We start from the raw sequence: 19,474 nt of genomic DNA on the forward strand, positions 1-19,474 counted from the left end.
TGAGTACCGCTCAGGACCGTATCGGTGTCACCCCTGCTCCGGGTGACGGGCCCCGGCCGGGACCTCGGCACCGTCGTCCAGCCGGGCGGCCAGGCCGACCAGGGTGACGTCGCCGTCCCCACCGACCACCGCCCCGCGCCCGACGTCGACGCCGTCGTCGAGCACCGCCCGGTGCACCCGGGCGCCGGCGCGCACCCGTGCGCCGGGCAGCAGCACCGAGTCGGTGACGGTCGCGCCCGCCTCGACCACGACGCCGGGCGAGAGCACCGAGCGGTGCACCGCCCCGGCCACGCGCGTGCCCCCGGAGACCAGCGACGCCTCCACCGACGCGCCGGGCAGCAACCGGGCGGCGGAGTGCCGGCCACCCCGGGTGGACACCCGCCAGGCCGGGTCGTCCAGGTCGAGCGGTGGCTCGTCGGCGAGGAAGTCCATGTGCGCCTGCCAGTACGCCGGCACCGTGCCGACGTCGCGCCAGTAGCCGTCGAACCGGTGGGCCCGGGCCGCGCCGTCGGCGGTCTGCGCGGGCAGCAACTGGGAGCCGAGGTCGTCGAGCCCGTCGTCCCCGGCATCGGCGGCCAGGGCCTCGAGCCGGTCCAGCGTCGCTCCGGGGGTGAACACGAAGACCTCGTTGGTGGCCGTCGTGGTGGCCGGGGAGTCGGGCTTGTAGGCGTAGTCGGTCACCCGGTCACCGTCGACCTGCACGATGCCGTAGCGGGCGGCGTCGTCGGCGGCGACCTCGGTGGTCACCATCGTCACCTCGGCGCCGGACTCGCGGTGCTCGTCGGCCACCGCCCGGTAGTCCAGCTTGTAGACGGCGTCGGCACTGACCACGACGAGGGCGTCGGGGTCGAAGTCGCGCACGAGGTCGGCCTGGCGCCACAGCACGTCGGCGGTGCCGGTCGCCCAGCCGCCCCGGTCGGTGCCCCGGAACGGCGGCAGGGTGAGCAGCCCGCCGGTGGTGCGGTCGAGGTCCCACGGGCGGCCGTTGGCCAGGTGCTGCGACAACGACGTCGGGTGGAACTGGACGGCGACCCACACGTCGGCGATGCCTGCGTGCTGGCAGTTCGACAGCGGGAAGTCGACCAGCCGGTACACCCCCGCGAACGGGACGGCGGGCTTCGCGCGCTGCTCGGTGAGCAGTTCGAGGCGACCGCCGGCGCCACCGGCGAGCACGAGCACGAGGATCTTCGACTGGGCCATGTGCCCCCTCTGCCCCGGACGGGGGGTCGCCACGCTCAAGCCCCCCACCGGCCGTGCCGATCAAGCACCCATGTTCTTCGGCAAGAAGCCCTCAGCCGCCCCCGTGAGCACCGGTCTGCTGACCTGGGCCCGCTCGTACGTCGAGCGCGAGCTCGAGGACCTCGCGGGCGACCCCCGCCGCATCGTGGTCAAGCAGCGCAAGGGCGAGTCCTCCCGCGAGACCCGTCCGGTGGGTCGATCCCCCCAGTCCATCCGCGCGTCGGCCGCCCGCGAGCTCGAGCTGGGCGCCTGGCGGGTGCTGGTCGTGGTGGTCGAGCCCGGCGACGACGGCGAGGTCGTCATCGCGTGCGAGGCGTGGCAGCGCGACGTCCGGGAGGCCCTGCGGTTCGTGCAGCCGGCCAAGGCCGCGTTCGGCGGCACGCTCAAGCTCATCGGCGCGCTGCGCCCGGACGAGGCCCCGGACTACCCGCCCGCCTGAGCCGCCCGCGACGCCCGGAACAGCCAGAAGGACGGGACGGCGACGGCGACCACGGCCATCGCCACCACGATCACCACGCCACCGGTCCACATCGCGACCGAGACCCCGAACGCGCTGGCCAGCGCGCCGGCGCGCAGGTCGCCGAGCCGCGGGCCGCCGGCCACCACCACGATGAAGACGCCCTGCATGCGGCCGCGCATGTCGTCGGGCGCGGCCAGCTGCAGCATCGACGAGCGCAGGACGGCGCTGACCATGTCCCCGGCCCCGGCGACCGCCAGGCACAGGACGGCGAACCACAGCGACCCGGCGAACCCGAAGCCGATGATCGCCACCCCCCACACGGCGATGGCGGCGAGCACCACCGCCCCCTGCCGATCGACCCGGCTCACCCAGCCCGAGGTCAGCCCCATGACCAGCGAGCCGATCGAGATGCCGGCGTAGAGCCAGCCCAGGCTGTTCGCGTCGCCGGCATACGCGGTCTCCGACAGCTGCGGGAACACCGCCTGCGGCCAGGCGAACAGCATCGCGACGATGTCCACGACGAACGTCATGAGCAGCACCGGCTGGGTGCGCAGGAAGACGAAGCCCTCCCCCACGCCGCGCACCGCCGAGCCCAGGCGCACCCGGCCCGCGGCACCGGCCACCGGCAGCGGCGGCAGCCCCCGCACCAGCCAGACGGCCGCGGCGAACCCGACGGCGTCGACGACGTAGGTCACGAACAGCTCGCCCTGCCCGATGAGCACCCCGGCCAGCAGCGGGCCGGCGATGACGCCGATCTGGCGCACCGTCATGGCCAGCGCGTTCGCCGCCGGCACCAGCTCGGTCCCGACGACGGCCGGGATGGCGGCGCTGCGGGTGGGCTGGTTGACGGCCGCGAAGGCCGACACCAGCGCGGTGAGCACCCACAGCACGGCCAGCGACTCGAGCCCGAGCCCGGCCTGGACGGCGAGCAGCGCGCTGGTCACCGCCGCGCCGATCGAGGTGATGAGCATGAGCCGGCGGCGGTCCATGGCATCGGCGATGGCGCCGCCGAGCAGACCGAACACCACCAGCGGCACGAGCGCGACCACCGACGTCACGCCGACCAGCAGCGAGGAGCCGGTCATCGCGTAGACCTGGAACGGGACGGCGACCAGCGTCATCTGCTGGCCGAGCATCGTCACCGTCACGCCGGCGAACAGCCGCCGGTACGCCGGGATGGCCAGCGGTCGGGTGTCCAGCGCCAGCGCTCTCCGGCCGCGCTGCAGGGGTCCGGGGCGAGCCGGCGATTCCTGGGGGGCAGCGGGGTCCGTCACGGGGCGAGGCGGCGGACGACCCAACCCCCACCCTCCTCGTCGTCCCGCTCGAACCGCAGCCGGTCGTGCAGCCGATCGTGGCCGCCCTGCCAGAACTCCACCCGCTGCGGGACCACGCGGTAGGCACCCCACGTCGCCGGGCGCGGCAGCTTCCCGTCGGGGGTCTGCTCGTCCAGCTCGCGGAAGGCGCGCACGAGGTCCTCGCGGCCGTCGACGACCGAGGACTGCACCGACGCCGCCGCGGCCAGCTGCGCCCCGCGGGGGCGGGGGTCCCACAGCGCGTCGGAGTCGGCGTCGGACAGCCGGGCCGCCGTCCCCACGACCCGCACCTGGCGCTGCAGGGCCTGCCACGGGAAGACCAGCGCCACCCGGTCGTCCAGCGCGAGCTGCGCGCCCTTCGCCGAGGCACCGTTGGTCACGAACACGAAGCCCTCGTCGGACAGGCCCTTGAGCAGCACCACCCGGGCGTCGGGGGCGCCGTCGGGATCGGCCGTGGCCAGCACCATCGCGTTGGGCTCGGGCAGGTCGGCGGCCACGGCGTCGTCGAACCACCGCCGGAACTGCGCCAGCCAGGTGTCGGCGAGGGTGGCCTCGGAGAAGCTGCCCTCGTCGTAGTCGCGGCGCATCGTCGTCAGGTCGGGCACGGTCGGCTCGGGCACGGAGGCCATGCTCCCACCCTGCAACCACCCGTCCACCGGTGAGCGACGAGTCCACGACCTGGTGTGACGCCCGTCGCAGCTGCCGGTGGACCGGACGGTCCGGTTGGGTGGGCGTCGGCGGGTTGACCTAGATTCACGCTCAGCCGTGTGCCGAGACCTCGCACGCGGATCCCGCGCGCAGAGGAGCATGCGAGATGTCGGACGACTTCGTTCCGGGCCTCGAGGGCGTCGTCGCCTTCGAGACGACCATCGCCGAGCCGGACAAGGACGGCGGGTCACTCCGCTACCGCGGCGTCGACATCGAGGACCTGGTCGGCAAGGTCACCTTCGGGCACGTGTGGGCCCTGCTGGTCGACGGCAAGTTCGGCCCCAGCGGCCTGCCCCCGGCCGAGCCGTTCCCGATCCCGGTGCACACCGGCGACGTCCGGGTCGACGTGCAGGCCGCGCTGGCGATGCTGACCCCCATCTGGGGCTACCGACCGCTGCTGGACATCACCGCCGAGGAGGCCCGCGAGGAGCTCGCCCGGGCCGCCGTCATGGCGCTGTCCTACGTGGCGCAGTCCGCCCGCGGCATCGGCGTCCCCGCCGTGCCGCAGAAGCGCATCGACGAGGCCAAGACCATCGTCGAGCGCTTCATGGTCCGCTGGCGCGGCGAGCCCGACCCCAAGCACGTCGCCGCCGTCGACGCCTACTGGGTGTCGGCCGCCGAGCACGGCATGAACGCCTCCACCTTCACCGCCCGGGTCATCGCCTCCACCGGCGCCGACGTCGCGGCCTCCCTCTCGGGCGCCATCGGCGCGATGAGCGGCCCGCTGCACGGCGGCGCGCCCTCCCGCGTGCTGCACATGCTCGACGGCGTGGAGAAGAGCGGCGACGCCCGGAAGTACGTGAAGGACCTGCTGGACCGCAAGGAGCGCCTCATGGGCTTCGGGCACCGGGTCTACCGGGCCGAGGACCCCCGCGCCCGCGTGCTGCGCCGCACCGCCGAGGAGCTGGGCGCGCCCCGCTTCCAGGCCGCCAAGGCCCTGGAGGACGCCGCGCTGGCCGAGCTGCGCGAGCGCCGTCCCGACCGCCCGATCGAGACCAACGTCGAGTTCTGGGCAGCGATCGTGCTCGACTTCGCCGAGGTGCCCAGCCACATGTTCACCTCGATGTTCACCTGCGCCCGCACCGCGGGCTGGTGCGCGCACATCCTGGAGCAGAAGGAGACCGGCCGGCTGGTCCGCCCGTCGGCCCGCTACATCGGTCCCGACACCCGCAAGCCGTCGGAGGTCGAGGGCTGGGACTCCATCAAGGACAAGTCGATCCTGGCGCCGCTCTGATGACCATCGAGATCCCCGCCGAGCTCCTGCCCGCCGACGGCCGGTTCGGGTGCGGCCCCTCCAAGGTCCGCCCCGAGGCCATGGCTGCCCTCGCCCGCGACGGCGCCGCCCTCATGGGCACCTCGCACCGCCAGGCGCCGGTCAAGAACCTGGTGGGCCGGGTCCGCGAGGGCCTGACCCAGCTGTTCGACCTGCCCGAGGGCTATCAGGTGGTGCTCGGCAACGGCGGCACCACGGCCTTCTGGGACGCCGCCGCCATCGGCCTGGTCCGTGACCGCTCGGCGTTCGGCACCTACGGCGAGTTCTCCGCGAAGTTCGCCTCCGGGGTCGCCGAGGCCCCGTTCCTCGCCGACCCGGTGATCACCAAGGCCGCGCCGGGCTCGCTGGCGCTGCCCGAGGCCGTCGCCGGCGTCGACGCCTACGGCTGGGCGCACAACGAGACCTCCACCGGCGTCATGGCTCCGGTCGTGCGCCCCGCAGGTGCCGACGACGACGCCCTCGTGCTGGTCGACGCCACCTCCGGTGCCGGCGGCCTGCCGGTCGACGTGCTCGAGACCGACGTCTACTACTTCGCCCCGCAGAAGTGCTTCGCCGCCGACGGCGGCATCTGGCTCGCGCTGATGAGCCCGAAGGCCCTCGAGCGGGTCGCCGAGATCAAGGCGTCGAACCGCTGGATCCCCGGTTTCCTCGACCTGTCGATCGCGGTGGACAACTCGTCCAAGGACCAGACGTACAACACCCCCGCGGTGGCCACGCTGTTCCTGCTGGCCGACCAGCTCGACTGGCTCAACGGGTTCGGGGGGCTCTCCGGGGCGGTCGCACGCACGCAGGACTCGTCGTCGCGGCTGTACGAGTGGGCCGAGAAGAGTGAGTACGCCACCCCGTTCGTGGCCGACCCGGCGCACCGCTCCTACGTGGTGGGCACGGTCGACTTCGCCGAGTCCGTCGACGCCGCCGCGATCGCCAAGGCGCTGCGGGCCAACGGCGTGGTCGACACCGAGCCCTACCGCAAGCTGGGCCGCAACCAGCTGCGGGTGGGCATGTTCCCGGCCGTCGACCCCGACGACGTCACCGCGCTGACCGCCTGCATCGACCACGTGGTCGGCCAGCTGTAGCCGCGGAGGGGCGGGTCAGGGCACCAACCAGGTGTCCTTCGACCCGCCCCCGCGGCTGGAGTTGACCAGCAGCGAGCCCTCCTCGAGGGCGACCCGGGTCAGCGGGGCGGGCAGCACGTGCGTGCTGGACCCGGCGACGGCGAACACCCGCAGGTCGGCGTGGCGGGGCACCACCACGCCGTCGACCAGCGTGGGCACCGTGGAGAAGTCCACCGGCTCCTGGGCGACGAAGCGGTGCGGCGCGGCGTCGACGGCCGCCGCCAGCTCCTCGAGCTCGGCCGCCGAGGCCGCGGGCCCGAACACCACGCCCTGGCCGCCGTACCCGTCGACCGGCTTCACCACGAGCTCGGCGAGCCGGCCGCGCACGGCGGCGAGGTCGGCGGGGTCGGCGAGCACCCACGTCGGCACGGTGTCGAGCACCGGCTCCTCGCCGAGGTAGAACCGGATCATCCCCGGCACGTAGCAGTAGGTGGCCTTGTCGTCGGCCACCCCGTTGCCCGGCACGTTGGCCAGCGCCAGCCGCCCGGCCCGCACGGCCTCGCCCAGCAGCACGTCCAGCGGGGTGCCGACCGGGTTGAGGTGGGCGGCCAGGTCGTCCTCGTCGAACCGCCGGTACAGGACGTCGACCGGCACCCGCTCGCCGTCGACCTCGACCTCGACCCCGCCGTCGGCCCGCGCCCACAGCCGATCGGGGGTGGCCACCGGGATGCCCATCGCCTCGGCCAGCAGCCGGTGCTCGAACCAGGCGGTGTTGACCCGGCCGTCGGTGAGCAGTGCCAGCTGCGGGGGCCCGCTGCACGCCGGCGGGGCGGCGTCGGCCAGGGCGGCCCGCAGCACCGCGACCGCGTCGTGCGGCTCGGGGAGGTCGGTCCGGTCGGCGAACAGGCCGGGCAGGGCCGCACGGGTGCTGTCGCGGTTGACGATCGCGAACCCGAGGCCCGAGGGCACCCGCAGGTTGTCCTCCAGCACCACCCACCCGTCCGGCCCGCGCAGCAGGTCGAGGCCGGCGACCGTGGCCCGCGGCTGGCCCGGTCCGGCCAGCGACGCCGCGCCCGGCCGGTGCCCGGGGCTGCGGGTGACCAGCCAGTCGGGCAGCACACCCGCCCGCACCGCGTCGGGCACGGCCCCGCCCTCGCTGCGCCGGCGCCCGGCCGGCCGGTGGACGTCGGCGAGGAAGGCGTTGAGCGCCCGGGTGCGCTGCTGCACCCCGCGAGCCAGGTGCGCCCAGTCGGCGGCCGGCACCAGGCGGGGCAGCGGGCAGACCGGGAAGGCCCGCTCGACCAGTCCGCCGTCCACGAACGACCCGAAGACCACACCGCGGGCGCGCCGCTCGCGGCCCATCTCGGCGACCGCCGCGGCCAGCCCGACGCCACCGAGCTCGTCGACGGCCGAGGCCAGCGCGTCGTAGCCGGGGCGGAGGCCCCCCTCGGCGCCGACGGCCTCGTCGACGGCCGACCCCGGGTAGCGCACGAACGCGCCCGTCGCTCCGGTCATGAGCCCCTCACAGCCAGCGGTCGAACCATCCGACGGTCGCCTCGGTCACGGCCACCACGTTCTCCCGGCCCACGACGGTGTGGCCCTCGCCCGGCAGCAGGAGCAGCTCGGCGGGCCCGCCCAGCGCGGTCAGCGCCTGGTGGGCCTGCACGGACTCCGCCGCCGGGACGTTGGTGTCGCGGTCACCGTGCGCCAGCAGCACCGGTGACCGCAACCGGGCGAAGGACGTCATCGGGCTGATCGTGGCCAGCATCTCCCGGTCGGCGACCGGGTCGCCGTACTCGGTCACCGAGGCCGCCGCCATCCACGGCTCGGTGGCGGCGAAGAACGTGCGCAGGTCGCTCATGCCGGCCAGGGAGACACCGGCGGCGAACAGGTCGGGCCACCGGGTGAGCGCCACCAGGGTCAGGTAGCCGCCGTAGGACCAGCCGTGCGCGCCGACCCGGCCGGGGGCGGCGATGCCCGCCTCGACCAGGTGCGCGACGGTGTCGACGACGTCGGTGAACGAGGCCTCGCGACCGGCGACGTCGTCCAGGCCCATGAAGGCTGCGCCCCGCCCACCGGAGCCGCGCACGTTCGGGGCGAACACGGTGATGCCGGCGGCGGCCAGCGACTGGGCCAGCGGTGACCACGCCGGGCGCTCCTGGCCCTCGGGGCCGCCGTGGAAGCTGACCACGGTGCGGTTCGGGCCGGCCACGCCGCGCGGACGGTAGAGCCAGCCCTCCAGCGCCAGCCCGTCGGCGGCCCGGTAGTGGTGCCGCACCGGGGTGGTCAGCAGTTCGGGGTCGGGGCGACGGGGCGAGCTGGGCAGCCGGGTGGTCCGGGCGGTCCGGGTGGCCCCGCCGTCCCCCAGGTCGACCCGGTGCAGGCTGCGGGGCGCGCCCGGCCCGGTGAGCTCGGCGACCAGGGCGCTGCCGTCGGCGGCCATCGACCACCCGGGCATGACCGGCTGCGGGAGCGGGATGCGGCGCACCAGCTCGCCGTCCGCAAGGCGGCGCAGCTCGAGCTCGGTGCTGCCGTCGGCGTTCCAGACGCACAGCACGGTGCCGTCGGCGCGGACGGCGTAGCCGTCGAGGTCGGCGTCGCGGCGGCCGACGACCACCCGCGCCTCCCCCGGCTCCCCGGCGGCCGACAGCGGGACGGCGACCAGTGCGGTGCGGTCCTCGCCCAGCGGGCCGGGCTGGGCGGCGCGCAGGTGCACCGCCCGCCCGTCGGGGGCGAACCGGCCGTCCTCGCTCTGCCGCCCGCCCGGCGCGTCGGCCGGGACCAGCCGCTGCTGGCGCCCGGTGGCGACGTCGACCAGGACGACGTGCCGCCAGCCGCGCGGGCCGCGCCGGGCCAGCAGCCGGGTCCCGTCGGGGGCCACCGCGGTGACCGCGAGGAACCCGCCCGTCGCCAGCGTGCGCGCGGTGCCGGTGACGACGTCCACCAGGACCACGTCGGCCTCCGCCCCGCGGGACACGGTGCAGGCGTAGAGGCCGGGGTGGGCGGTCCACCCACCGGCGAACACCGTGGTGCGGGGGTCGTCCCCCAGCACGCGGCGGCGGCCGGAGCCGTCGGGGCGCACGACCCACAGCTCGGCGCAGATCGAGCCGCCGGGGCTGACCAGGTAGGCCAGCCACGCGCCGTCCGGCGACCAGGCGACCGACACGACCTCCTGGTCGGGGGCCGACAGCACGACGGGGGGCGTGCGCTGGTCGAGGGTGGTCACCTCCAGCCGCGGCCGGCCGGTGCGGTCACCGACGCAGGCCACGCGCTCGCCGTCGGGCGCCAGGGCCGGGCACCAGGTGCCGGCCGCGGCAGCGAGGTCGGCCGCCACCGACCGGGTCGGGTCGGGTGCGGTGCCGTGCAGGTCGGGCCGGGTCATGCCACCTCCGCTCGTCGGGTGCGTCCTGGGCGTCCAGCAGCCACGTCCGCCCCGCTGTTCCCCATCGGCAGCGCGAGCTCAGCGGATGCCGTGCCGCTGCAGCCACAGCTCCAGCAGCCCCACCTGCCACAGCTGGTTGCTGCCCAGCGTGGTGCGGTGGGCGTTGGGCTCGGCCAGCAGCCGGTCGACGTACTCGGGCCGGAACAGCCCGCGCTCGCGCGCCTCGGGGGCGTGCAGCGCCTCGCGCACGCTGGCCAGGTGCTCGCCCTCGAGGTGGATGATCGCCGGCACCGGGAAGTAGCCCTTGGGACGGTCGATGACCTGCGCCGGGATGACCGCGCGGGCGGCCTCCTTGAGCACGCCCTTGCCGCCCTGGGCCAGCTTGAGCACCGGCGGCACCGCGGCGGCCAGCTCCACGAACTCGTGGTCCAGGAACGGGACCCGGGCCTCCAGGCCCCACGCCATCGTCATGTTGTCCACGCGCTTGACCGGGTCGTCGACCAGCATGATCGTCGAGTCCAGCCGCAGCGCCCGGTCGAGGGTGGTGGCGGCGCCGGGGCGGGCGAAGTGGTCGGCGACGAAGGCCCGGCTGGCGTCCTCGGTGAGCATCCAGCGGTCGGCCAGGACCCGGGCCAGCTCGGCGTGCGGGCGGTCGACGAACACCGAGGCGTAGGCCTCGACGGCGCGCTCGACCGGCACGTCGGCCAGTGGCGGGTACCAGTCGTAGCCGGCGAGCACCTCGTCGGCGCCCTGCCCGCTCTGCACCACCTTCACGTGCTGGCTCACCTGCTGGGCGAGCAGGTAGAACGCCACGCAGTCGTGGCTGGTCATCGGCTCGGACATCGCACCGACGGCGCCGGCGAGCCCGGCGTGCACGTCGGCGGTGGGCACCAGCAGCCGGTGGTGGTCGGTGCCGAAGTGCTCGGCCACGACGTCGGACCACGCGAACTCGTCGCCGTCCCTCCCGCCCACCGCCTCGAACCCGATGGAGAACGTGGCCAGGTCGCGCTGCCCCTCCTCGGCGAGCAGGCCGACGATCAACGAGGAGTCCAGCCCGCCCGACAGCAGGACGCCGACCGGGACGTCGGCGACCGTGCGCCGCCGCACCGCCGTCCGCAGGCTCTCCAGCACGGCGTCCTGCCAGTCGGCGGGCGACAGGCCGGCCAGGTCGGCGCGCCGCTCGTGCACCGGCGACCAGTAGACGTGGTCGGAGTGGCGGCCGTCGGGCTCGTACGTGCGCACCGTGGCCGGCGGGAGCTTGCCGACCCCGGCCAGGATCGTGCGCGGCGCGGGGACGACGGCGTGGAAGCTCATGTAGTGGTGCAGGGCGACCGGGTCGATGCTCGTGTCCACCCCGCCGGCGCGCACCAGCGCCGGCAGGCTCGAGGCGATGCGCACCCGCCCCGGGCCCGGGGCGAGGTACACCGGCTTGATGCCCAGCCGGTCGCGGGCGACCACCACCCGGCCGGTGTCGCGCTCGACCACCACGAACGCGAACATGCCGAAGAAGTGCTCGACGCAGGCCGCGCCCCACCGGTGGTAGGCCTTGAGCACCACCTCGGTGTCGCTGGTGGAGGCGAACCGGTAGCCGTGCCTGCGCAGCTCCTCGCGCAGCTCGCGGTGGTTGTAGACGATGCCGTTGAAGACGCAGGTCAGCCCGAGCTCGGTGTCGACCATCGGCTGGGCGCCGGCCTCGGACAGGTCGATGATCGCCAGGCGCCGGTGCCCCAGGGCGACCCAGCCGGACTGCCAGACGCCCGAGCCGTCGGGGCCGCGTGCGGCGAGCACCTCGCACATGGCTGCCACGGCGCCGACGTCGGCGACCCCGCCGTCGAACCTGATCTCGGCCGCGATCCCGCACACGAGCGACTCCCCTCGCCCGGCCGGCACCGGGACGTCCCTGTGGCTGTGCCGCCCACCCTGCCGGGTCCGTGTTGCGTCGGCATGTCCGGGCGTGTCCGCCACCGGCCACCGCCCCGGCGCAGCTAGCCTCGGCTCGGTCCACTGTCCCGCGCTGAGCCCTGGAGGTCGCACTGATGCGCACCCTGCGCCTCGTAGCGCTCTCCGACGACGGGCGCAGCCTCGTCCTCGCCGCGGACGTGCCGGACTCCATCGACAACGGCGAGCGGTTCTACCTGCCCATCGACGACCGGCTCAAGGCCGCCGCCCGCGGCGACGCCCAGCGCATGGGGCAGATCGAGCTCGACGCCTCGCACGCCCTGCCGCCGCGGGTCATCCAGGCGCGCATCCGGGCCGGCGAGACCCCCGAGCAGGTCGCGCACGCCTCGGGCACCCCGGTCGAGCGGATCATGCGCTTCGCCCACCCCGTGCTGCAGGAGCGCGCCCGGGTCGCCGAGCAGGCGCAGGCTGCCCGCGTGCGGTTGTCCGAGGGCACCCCGAGCGTGCCGCTGGTGCAGTTCATGACCGACCGCCTCCGCCTGCTGGGCGCCGACCTCGACGCCGTCCGCTGGGACTCCCACCGCACCGAGGACGGCAGCTGGCAGGTCCGTGCGGCGTGGAAGGCCGGGCACAAGTCGGGCACCACCCGCTGGAGCTACGACACCACCACGCGCACCGTCACCCCGGTCGACGCGACCACCACCGACTTCGCCGAGGGCACCCGCCTGGTGCGCGTCGTCCCCGACGTCCCGGCCGGTCTGCCGTCCGCGCCCGCCCCGCGGCGCACCATCGCCGCGGTCCCCGCTGCTCCGCCCGAGCCGGACTGGGCCGACGACCCCGCCGAGGACCCGGTGGAGCCCGTCGCCGACCACCACGACGACGACGAGGTGCGCAACGTCGTCCCCGTCGACGGCAGCCCGGTCGACGTGCTGCTCTCCGGCGACGGCGGGCCCGAGCACGACACCGTGGTGTTCGACCGGGTCGACCCCGAGGCCGAGGACCCGCGCGCGGCCATCCCGGCGTGGGAGGACATCGTCTTCGGGGTCCGCCGCCACCGCTGAGCGCTCCGGTGCGTCTGCTGTGACCTTCCTGGCACCGGTGTTCGCGCTGGTCGAGGCGGGGTAGTGCTGGGATCGGCAACAACGCCGCCAGCACGAGGAGGAAGACCATGACCGCATCGGTGTCCATGCCTGCCGGGGGCGTCCAGGTGGGGTCCTACGGGGACTACGCACAGGCCCAGCAGGCCGTCGACTTCCTGAGCGACAACCAGTTCCCGGTCGAGAACGTGCAGATCGTCGGCACCGACCTGCGCTCGGTCGAGCAGGTCGTCGGGCGGCTCACCTACGCCCGCGCCGCGGGTGCCGGGGCTGCGTCGGGTGCGTGGTTCGGCCTCTTCGTCGGGCTGCTGCTGGGCATCTTCGCCCCCGACGGCTCGAGCTGGATCAGCTCGGTGCTCACCGGCCTGGTCATCGGTCTGGTGTTCGGCGCCCTGTTCGGCCTGGCCGGCTTCGCCGCCACGCGCGGTCGCCGCGACTTCGCGACCACCGGGCAGAAGATCGTCGCCGGCCGCTACGACGTGCTGTGCAACCCGCAGGTCGCCGAGCAGGCCCGCGAGCACCTCGCCCGCCTCAGCCTCCGCTACTAGAAGGACCTGACTGCCCCCCACGACGCGCTCCGCACGCCGCGGGGCCCTGCAGCCAGGCCGTTCCAGCACCTCACCTCAGGTGGGCGAAGGCCACGGCCGCGGCGGCGGCGACGCCGAGGGAGTCCACGCCCGAGCGCATCGGGATGCGGGCCCGGACGTCCACCGCCGCCATGGCCGCGGCGCTGAGCCCCGGGCCCTCGGCGCCCAGCAGCAGCGCCGTGCGGGGGTGCTCGACGGGGTCGAGCGAGCGCAGGTCGACCTCGGCACCCGGGGTGAGCGCCACGGTGGTGAACCCGGCGGCCCGCACGCGCTCGAGGTCGCCGGGCCAGTCGGTGAGCACCCGCACCGGGAGCGTCAGCAGGTGGCCCATCGACACCCGCACCGACCGTCGGTAGTACGGGTCGGCGCAGGTGGGGTCCAGCAGCAGCGCATCGATGCCCAGCGCCACGGCCGAGCGACCGATCGAGCCGACGTTCTCGTGGTCGTTGAGCCCCTCGAGGACGGCGATGCGCCGCGACTGCGCCAGCACGTCGTCCAGGGCCGGGGCCTCGGGGCGCTCGGCGGAGGCCAGCACCCCCCGGGTCAGCCGGAAACCGATGGTCTCCGACACCACCCACTTGTCGGCCTCGTAGGCCGGCACCCCGGCCGGGAGGTCCAGGGCGGCCAGCCGACCGGCGACGCCGTAGACCGCCCGGATCCGCAGCCCGGTGGTGAGCAGCCGCTCGACGGCGGTCACGCCCTCGACCACGACCGGCCCGGTCCCCCGCTCGGTGCCGGGACGGCGGTCGCCGGCGTGCAGGTCGTGGAAGTCGGCCACCCGGGGGTCGCGCGGGTCGGTGATCGGGGTCGGCACCGGTCCATCCTCCCGCGCCGGTGAGCGCGACCGGCCCGCAGCCCGCAAGGTTGGGCGGTGACGACCACCGTGATCGGCGCCGGCATCGCCGGTCTCGCCGCCGCCCGAGCCCTGCACCACGCCGACCGGGCGGTGCAGGTGCTCGACCGCGGGCACCGTCCCGGGGGCCGCATGTCCGGGCGGGAGCTGCACGGGCGGGTCGTCGACCTCGGCGCCTCCTACCTGACCGCCACGCCCGGCAGCGACTTCGCCGCCGTCGTGGCCGACTGGGTCGACCGCGGACTCGCCCGGGAGTGGACCGACACCTTCGCCGTGGCGGGCCCCGAGGGCATCACCGAGCGCAAGACCGGGCCGATGCGCTACGGCGCCCGCAACGGGCTGCGGTCGCTGGTCGCCGACCTGGCCCGGGGGCTCGACCTGCGCACCGGGCACGCCGTCCAGAGCGTCACCGACGGGCCGGCCGTCGACGGCGACCCGGTCGACGCCGTCGTCCTCGCCCTGCCCGACCCGCAGGCCCGCCGGCTGCTGCCGGTCGGCAGCCCGGCCGAGCGGGTGCTCGACCCCCGCGGCTGGCAGGCCACGCTCGCCGTCGCGGTGGGCTTCTCGACCCGCACGTGGGACGCCGACCTGCACGGCGTCTTCGTGCACGACCACCCGACCCTCGAGTGGGTCGCCGACGACGGCGCCCGCCGCGGCGACGGCGCCGCCGTGCTGGTGGCGCACACCACCCCGGGGTTCGCCGCGGCCCACCTGTCCGACCCCGCCGCCGCGGACCCGGCCGTCGTCGCCGCCGTGCGCGAGCTGCTCGACCTGCCCGAGCCGGACTGGACGCACGTGCACCGCTGGACGTTCGCCAAGCCGGTCGACCCCCGGTCGGCCCCCTTCCACCTGCGCGACGGCATCGGGCTGTGCGGCGACGGCTGGTCGGCGCCGTCGAAGGTGGAGAGCGCCTGGACGTCGGGTCACCTGCTCGGCACCGAGCTCGCCGCCGGCTGACCGCGGGGTCGACCTCGACCTGCTCAGGCCGGGGCGCGCCAGGGGCCGACCACCAGGCGGGCGGTGGTCCCGAGGTCGACCGCCAGCGTCAGCAGCTGCTCCTGGGCGCCCGGCACCGCGGTGACCGCCAGGTAGCTGCCCGGCGCGTTCTCCCCCTCCGCGACCGTGTTCCGCCAGAGCAGCACCGCCTGGGCCGAGCCGCCCGGGGCGAGGGTCACCGCGGTGACCGGGAGCCCGGGCTCGTTGCCCACCGGGTCGGGCTCCTCGACCACGGCGACGTCGAGGTCGGCCTGCTCCTCGTCGAGCAGTCGCAGCCCCGGGTAGCCCTCGACCGTCGCCGTGGTCGCGCCGCAGTTGACCAGGGTGAGCGTCACCGCCCGCAGCCCCAGCGCGCCGTCCACCGGTCCGACGGACGTCGCGAGCCCCGGGTCCGGGCACCCGGTGGCCGGGGTGGTCGTGGGGGCGCCGGCCGGGGTGCTGCCCGTCGCGGACCCGGGGGCCGACGCCGTCACCGGGCCGGTCGGCGGCTGTCCACCGGCACCGGGCTGCGGCCCGCAGGCGGTCAGCGACAGGGCGAGCACCAGCGCGAGCAGCAGGGCCGGCGCGACCGTGGCGGGGGCCGGTCTCCCCCGGCTCGGGCCGGGTGCGGGGCGGCGGGGCACCGTCGCAGCATGGCACTAGGGTCGGCCGGGATGAGCGCCCCGGCCGAGCACCCCGCCGCGGCCTGCGTCGACGTCGTCAAGACCTACCGGACGGCGAGCGGGTCGGTCCCCGCGCTCACCGACGTCACGTGCACCGTCCCGCGGGGCCGCGTGACCTGCGTCGTCGGCCCGTCGGGCTCGGGCAAGAGCTCGCTGCTGCGCCTGCTGGCCTGCGTCGACTCCCCCGACACCGGCTCGGTCAGCGTCGGCGGGCACGCCGTCGACGGGCTGGGTGCACGTGGTCGCCGCCGCCTGCGCCGCCGGCAGGTCTCCTACCTGTTCCAGCGGCCCGGGGACAACCTGCTCCCCTACCTGACCGCCCGCGAGCAGCTGCGGCTGGCCGCCGACCTGCGCGGCGCCGCCGTGCCCGACGACGAGCTGGTGGACCTGCTGGACCGGCTCGGGCTGGCCGACCGGGCGGGGCACCGGCCGGCACAGCTGTCCGGTGGTGAGCAGCAGCGTCTCGCCGTCGCCTGCGGCGTGGTCGGCGGGCCGGCCCTGGTGGTCGCCGACGAACCGACCGCCGAGCTCGACACCGCCGCGGCCGTCCGGGTGCTGGAGGCGATGTCCACCCTGGCCGACGGCGGCGTGGGGTTCGTGGTGTCCAGCCACGACCCCCGGGTCATGGCGGTGGCCGACGGCTTCGTGCGCCTGGACCAGGGCCGGCTGGCATGACCACCGTGACCGCCACCGGCCTGGTCAAGCGCTTCCACCGCGGCGCGGAGACCGTCACCGCGCTCGACGGCGTCGACCTCGAGGTGCACGCCGGCGAGCTGGTGGCGCTGGTCGGGCCGTCGGGGTCGGGCAAGTCCACGCTGCTGGCGGTGCTGTGCGGGTGGGAGACCCCCGACGCCGGCACCCTGCGGATCGGCTCGGGTGGCGCCCCCCGCGGGCTGGGCTGGGGCGAGCTCGCCCTGGTGCCCCAGGCCCTCGGCCTCGTGCCCGACCTGTCGCTGGCCGACAACGTGCTCCTGCCCACCCGGTTGGCCGCGCCCGACGCGTCGGTGCGGGCCGGCGAGCTGCTCGCCGCCGTCGGGATCGCGCACCTGGCCGACCGCTACCCCCACCAGGCATCGCTCGGCGAGCAGCAGCGCGCCGCCGTCGCCCGGGCCCTGGTGCTGGGTCCGACGCTCGTGCTGGCCGACGAGCCCACCGCCCACCAGGACCGCGGGCACGCCGACGACCTGCTCGACGCCCTGGCCGACACCGCCCGCGGGGGCAGCGCCGTGCTGCTGGCCACGCACGACGAGGTCGCCTGGTCCCGAGCCGACCGGGTGCTCTCGATGCGCGACGGCCGGCTGCACCCGGGGGCGCCGGCGTGAGACCGCTGCCCCCGTGGACCCGCGCCCCGCTGCTGGGCCTGCGCCAGCCGGCGGCGGTGCTCGCCGTGCTGGTCACCACCGCGATCCTGGCCTGCGCGGTGGCCAGCGCCCCGCTCTTCCTGTCCTCGGCCCGCTCGGCCGCGCTGCAGGAGCAGCTCGGCCCGCAGTGCGCCGAGGCGGCCCGACCCGCGGTGACCGCGGGCATCCCGGCGCCGGTGGGCGACCGGGCCGCAGCCCTCGCCGCGGCCCCCGCCCAGGCCTGGACGACGCTGGGCCGCGCCTCGCGGACCGTGCTGGTCGTCGACGGGGCCCTGGGCGGCGGCGGCAACCGCCAGTTCGGGGTGCCCGTCGCCGGCGCCGACGGGTTCGACCTCAGCCAGCCGGCCAGGCTGCTGTGGAAGCCGGGCATGGTCGACCACCTCGACGTCCGCGCCCAGGTGCCCGGCGCCGGCGTCTGGCTGCCCGCCAGCTACGCGCAGGCGGCCGGGGTGACCGCCGGCGGCACGATCGCGGTGCGCGGGGTGCCGGTGCAGGTCAGCGGGGTCTACACCGACCTCTTCGACACCGACCCGGGCGCCTTCTGGTGCGACCAGGAGGACCTGTTCACCAACGCCGCCAGCACCAACACCCCGCCCCCGGCCCTGCTGCTGGCCACCGACGAGTCCACCCTCGTCGGGCTCGCCGAGCGGGCCCAGGGATCGTTGCGGGCCACCGCCGCGGTGCCGGTCGACGGCTCGAGGCTCACCGCCAGCCGGGCCGCCGAGCTGGCCGACCTGACCCAGCGGGCGCTCGCCGACGTCGCCGCGACCGACCTGCTGCCGCCCGACGGCCAGCTGTACGCCGACCAGCGGCTGTCCGACGCCACCGCCCGGGCGCAGGTGCTGGCCGACGGACTGCGCGGCCCCGTCGTGCCGGTCGCCGCGGCCGGCGGGTTGCTCGCGCTCGTGCTGGTCGCGGCCGCCGGCAGCTTCTGGGCCGACCGCCGGGCGGCCGAGGTGCGGCTGCTCGCCGCGCGCGGGGTGGGGCCGGTGCCGCTGGCCGGCAAGGCCGCGCTCGAGCTGGGGCTGCCCGCCCTCGCCGGGGCGGCCCTGGGCTGGGCGGCGTCCCGGGGGCTGACCGGGGTGCTGGGGCCGGCTCCCGAGGTCGACCCGTCGGCGACGTCAGCGGCGCTGGTCGCCGGGGTGGGCGCGTTCATCGTCGGGCTGGGGGCCGCCGCCGTCGTGGCCGGGCTGCGCGCCCGGGGGACGGCGGAGCGCCCGCTGGGCACCGGGCCCCGCTGGCCGGCGCGGGTGCCGTGGGAGGTGGCAGTGCTGCTGGCCGCGGGGCTGTGCTGGGTGCTGCTGCGCGGCCGCGACGCGGTCGTCTCCGACGGGGGCGTCGCCCAGGTGTCGGGCCTGCTGGTGGCGCTCCCCCTGCTCGCCGTCGCCGGCGCCGCGGTGCTGGTCGCCCGGGTGCTCACCGCCGGCCTGCCCCGGCTGCGGGGGTGGGCCGCCGGCCGTCCGGTGCCGGTGTTCCTCGCGGTCAACCGGTGGGCCGCCGCCCGCGGGGCCACGGCCGTGCTGCTGGTCGCGGTCGCCCTGCCGGTCGCCGTGCTGGGCTGCACCGCGACGCTCACCGCCAGCTCCCGGGCCACGCTGGAGGCCAAGGTGGGTGTGCAGCTGGGGGCCGGGGCCGTGGCGGCGACGTCCACCCGCATCGACCCCGCCGCCGTCACCGGCCCCGACGGCACCACCGTCGTGCGGTTCGGCCAGGCCACCGCCCAGCCCGCGGACGGCGGCCCGCGCACGGGGGTGCAGGTGCTGGCGGTCGACCCCACGACCTTCGCGGGCACCGCGTTCTGGGTCGACTCCTTCGCCGCCGAGCCCCTGCCCGACCTGCTGCGGGCGCTGACCGAGGACTCGACCGCGGTGCCCGTGGTGGCCGCGGGCCTGTCGACCGGCCCCCACCAGCTGCGCCTGGGTACCCAGGAGGTCGACGTCGAGGTCGTCGCGACCGCCGACGTGCTGCCCGGACGACGCGCCGACGCCCCCGTGCTCCTCGTCGACCGGTCCCTGCTGCCCGAGGTGCCGCGCACGGCCGGCTCGGACCAGAGCGTCGAGCGCTGGACCGACGGCGACGTCGCGGTCGCCGCCCAGGAGCTGCGCGACGCCGGCGCCGTGCGCGTCCTGGACACCGTGCCGGCCGACGTCCAGCGGGCCGCGAACCTGCTCGGCATCACCTGGACCTTCGGCTACCTGTCGGCGCTGGCGGTGTTCGCCGGGGTGATCGGGGCCGCCGGCCTGCTGCTGCACCTCGAGGCGCGGTCGCGCACCCGGGTGAGCGGCTACGTCATGGCCCGCCGGTTGGGCCTGCGCCGCAGCGCGCACCTGCGGTCGCTGCTCGTCGAGCTCGGTGCCGCGGCCGTCGTGGGCGTCGTGGTCGGTGGTGCGCTCGCCGCCTGTGCCGTGGCGACGGTGTACCGGCGCCTCGACGTCGACCTCGTGCGCCCGCCCACGCCGCTGCTCGACGTCCCGTGGCCCGCGGTCGCCGGCACGGTCGCCGCCGCCCTGCTGGTGGCCGCCGGGGCCGCCCTCTACGCCCAACGCGCCGCCGACCGCGCCGACCCCTCCAGCGTCCTGCGCGAGTAGG

General features: G+C 76.2%; 17 protein-coding genes. 9 read left to right on the forward strand and 8 right to left on the reverse strand.

All coding sequences use genetic code 11. The annotated features are described in order from the left end of the window. Positions 1 to 27: 27 nt before the first annotated feature. On the reverse strand, positions 28 to 1,200 hold the full coding sequence (locus tag BLP29_RS02325) for a glucose-1-phosphate adenylyltransferase family protein (RefSeq protein WP_092799397.1): 1,173 nt from the start codon (positions 1,198 to 1,200) through the stop codon (positions 28 to 30). Between the two features lie 70 nt (positions 1,201 to 1,270). Between BLP29_RS02325 and BLP29_RS02330 the strand changes: the two genes are divergently transcribed. Next, on the forward strand, positions 1,271 to 1,678 hold the full coding sequence (locus BLP29_RS02330; protein ID WP_092799399.1) for a hypothetical protein: 408 nt from the start codon (positions 1,271 to 1,273) through the stop codon (positions 1,676 to 1,678). Here BLP29_RS02330 and BLP29_RS02335 read toward each other — a convergent pair. Beyond that, the gene (locus BLP29_RS02335) at positions 1,663 to 2,973 is read right to left on the reverse strand and encodes an MFS transporter (protein WP_092799401.1); all 1,311 of its coding nucleotides are present in this window, start codon (positions 2,971 to 2,973) and stop codon (positions 1,663 to 1,665) included. The two genes, BLP29_RS02330 and BLP29_RS02335, sit on opposite strands and share 16 nt — an antisense overlap. Continuing rightward, on the reverse strand, positions 2,970 to 3,641 hold the full coding sequence (gene pdxH / locus BLP29_RS02340; protein ID WP_243469631.1) for a pyridoxamine 5'-phosphate oxidase: 672 nt from the start codon (positions 3,639 to 3,641) through the stop codon (positions 2,970 to 2,972). Before pdxH ends, BLP29_RS02335 begins: the two co-directional genes overlap by 4 nt. 185 nt (positions 3,642 to 3,826) lie before the next feature. Here pdxH and BLP29_RS02345 point away from each other — a divergent pair, with 185 nt between their 5' ends. Beyond that, positions 3,827 to 4,954: a citrate synthase 2 gene (locus tag BLP29_RS02345; protein WP_092799403.1), complete on the forward strand. Its 1,128-nt coding sequence runs from the start codon at positions 3,827 to 3,829 to the stop codon at positions 4,952 to 4,954. Further along, a complete protein-coding gene (gene serC / locus BLP29_RS02350) occupies positions 4,954 to 6,069 on the forward strand; it encodes a phosphoserine transaminase (protein ID WP_092799405.1) in 1,116 nt (371 codons plus the stop codon). The genes BLP29_RS02345 and serC overlap by 1 nt, the downstream gene beginning before the upstream one ends. A 15-nt stretch (positions 6,070 to 6,084) precedes the next feature. Here the strand turns inward: serC and BLP29_RS02355 are convergent, their stop codons facing one another. From BLP29_RS02355 to BLP29_RS02365, 3 genes are all read right to left on the reverse strand, one after another. Further along, positions 6,085 to 7,563: a circularly permuted type 2 ATP-grasp protein gene (locus BLP29_RS02355; RefSeq protein WP_092799407.1), complete on the reverse strand. Its 1,479-nt coding sequence runs from the start codon at positions 7,561 to 7,563 to the stop codon at positions 6,085 to 6,087. 7 nt (positions 7,564 to 7,570) lie between these two features. After that, entirely contained in the window at positions 7,571 to 9,430 is a 1,860-nt protein-coding gene (locus BLP29_RS02360; RefSeq protein WP_092799409.1) for a S9 family peptidase, read from the reverse strand. A 78-nt stretch (positions 9,431 to 9,508) separates the two neighbouring features. Next, entirely contained in the window at positions 9,509 to 11,293 is a 1,785-nt protein-coding gene (locus BLP29_RS02365; protein WP_092799411.1) for an N-acetylglutaminylglutamine amidotransferase, read from the reverse strand. 173 nt (positions 11,294 to 11,466) lie between these two features. Here BLP29_RS02365 and sepH point away from each other — a divergent pair, with 173 nt between their 5' ends. Together sepH and BLP29_RS02375 are read left to right on the forward strand one after the other, a co-directional pair. Then, positions 11,467 to 12,390: a septation protein SepH gene (gene sepH / locus BLP29_RS02370; protein ID WP_092799413.1), complete on the forward strand. Its 924-nt coding sequence runs from the start codon at positions 11,467 to 11,469 to the stop codon at positions 12,388 to 12,390. 107 nt (positions 12,391 to 12,497) lie between these two features. Continuing rightward, positions 12,498 to 12,974: a YflT domain-containing protein gene (locus tag BLP29_RS02375; protein WP_243469632.1), complete on the forward strand. Its 477-nt coding sequence runs from the start codon at positions 12,498 to 12,500 to the stop codon at positions 12,972 to 12,974. 70 nt (positions 12,975 to 13,044) lie between these two features. Here BLP29_RS02375 and BLP29_RS02380 read toward each other — a convergent pair whose 3' ends face one another. Then, on the reverse strand, positions 13,045 to 13,827 hold the full coding sequence (locus BLP29_RS02380; RefSeq protein WP_092799415.1) for a TrmH family RNA methyltransferase: 783 nt from the start codon (positions 13,825 to 13,827) through the stop codon (positions 13,045 to 13,047). A gap of 57 nt (positions 13,828 to 13,884) precedes the next feature. On the opposite strand from BLP29_RS02380, the gene BLP29_RS02385 reads away from it, so the two are divergent. Beyond that, positions 13,885 to 14,823 (forward strand): NAD(P)/FAD-dependent oxidoreductase, encoded by a 939-nt coding sequence (locus tag BLP29_RS02385; RefSeq protein ID WP_092799417.1) that lies wholly within the window; start codon positions 13,885 to 13,887, stop codon positions 14,821 to 14,823. Between the two features lie 23 nt (positions 14,824 to 14,846). Here BLP29_RS02385 and BLP29_RS02390 read toward each other — a convergent pair whose 3' ends face one another. Continuing rightward, complete coding sequence (locus tag BLP29_RS02390; RefSeq protein WP_092799419.1) at positions 14,847 to 15,485, reverse strand: DUF4232 domain-containing protein; 639 nt, start codon at positions 15,483 to 15,485, stop codon at positions 14,847 to 14,849. Positions 15,486 to 15,515: 30 nt separating this feature from the next. Between BLP29_RS02390 and BLP29_RS02395 the strand changes: the two genes are divergently transcribed. From BLP29_RS02395 to BLP29_RS02405, 3 genes are read left to right on the forward strand one after another with little or no spacing between them, the layout of a single operon-like run. Next, entirely contained in the window at positions 15,516 to 16,199 is a 684-nt protein-coding gene (locus BLP29_RS02395; RefSeq protein WP_243469633.1) for an ABC transporter ATP-binding protein, read from the forward strand. Then, positions 16,196 to 16,846 carry an ABC transporter ATP-binding protein gene (locus BLP29_RS02400; protein WP_092799423.1) on the forward strand — a complete coding sequence of 217 codons (651 nt, stop codon included), beginning with the start codon at positions 16,196 to 16,198 and terminating at the stop codon, positions 16,844 to 16,846. The genes BLP29_RS02395 and BLP29_RS02400 overlap by 4 nt, the downstream gene beginning before the upstream one ends. Next, positions 16,843 to 19,473, forward strand: a complete 2,631-nt coding sequence (locus BLP29_RS02405; protein ID WP_092799425.1) for an FtsX-like permease family protein — start codon at positions 16,843 to 16,845, stop codon at positions 19,471 to 19,473. The genes BLP29_RS02400 and BLP29_RS02405 overlap by 4 nt, the downstream gene beginning before the upstream one ends. Position 19,474: the final 1 nt, after the last annotated feature.

This window comes from Klenkia marina, assembly GCF_900101025.1.
In the GTDB taxonomy this organism is placed as follows: domain Bacteria; phylum Actinomycetota; class Actinomycetes; order Mycobacteriales; family Geodermatophilaceae; genus Klenkia; species Klenkia marina.